Genomic DNA, 621 nt, shown 5'->3' on the forward strand with positions numbered 1-621 from the left:
GAGCCAATCAGCAAGCACATCAGCATCAGAATCAGCATCAACAAGTGCGAGCCAATCAGCAAGCACATCGGCATCTGAATCAGCATCAACAAGTGCGAGCCAATCAGCAAGCACATCAGCGTCTGAGTCAGCATCAACAAGCGCGAGCCAATCAGCAAGCACATCAGCATCTGAATCAGCATCGACAAGTGCGAGCCAATCAGCATCGACAAGTGCCTCTGAGTCAGCGTCAACAAGTGCGAGCCAATCAGCAAGCACAAGTGCCTCTGAGTCAGCCTCAACAAGTGCGAGCCAATCAGCAAGCACATCAGCTTCTGAATCAGCATCGACAAGTGCCTCTGAGTCAGCGTCAACAAGTGCGTCAGAATCAGCAAGCACATCGGCCTCTGAATCAGCGTCAACAAGTGCGAGCCAATCAGCAAGCACATCAGCATCTGAATCAGCATCAACAAGTGCGAGTCAATCAGCAAGCACAAGTGCCTCTGAGTCAGCATCAACAAGTGCGAGCCAATCAGCAAGCACATCAGCATCTGAATCAGCCTCAACAAGTGCAAGCCAATCAGCAAGCACATCAGCTTCTGAGTCAGCCTCAACAAGTGCAAGCCAATCAGCAAGCACGTC

At 51.0% G+C, this 621-nt stretch carries 1 pseudogene; it reads right to left on the bottom strand.

Features of this window, described 5'->3' with window-relative positions:
* Positions 1 to 426 (bottom strand): annotated as a pseudogene (locus B7696_RS10340) (MSCRAMM family adhesin SdrC); the annotation flags it as partial.
* Positions 427 to 621: the final 195 nt, after the last annotated feature.

The organism is Streptococcus mitis, from assembly GCF_002096815.1.
Taxonomy (GTDB): Bacteria; Bacillota; Bacilli; order Lactobacillales; family Streptococcaceae; genus Streptococcus; species Streptococcus mitis_AD.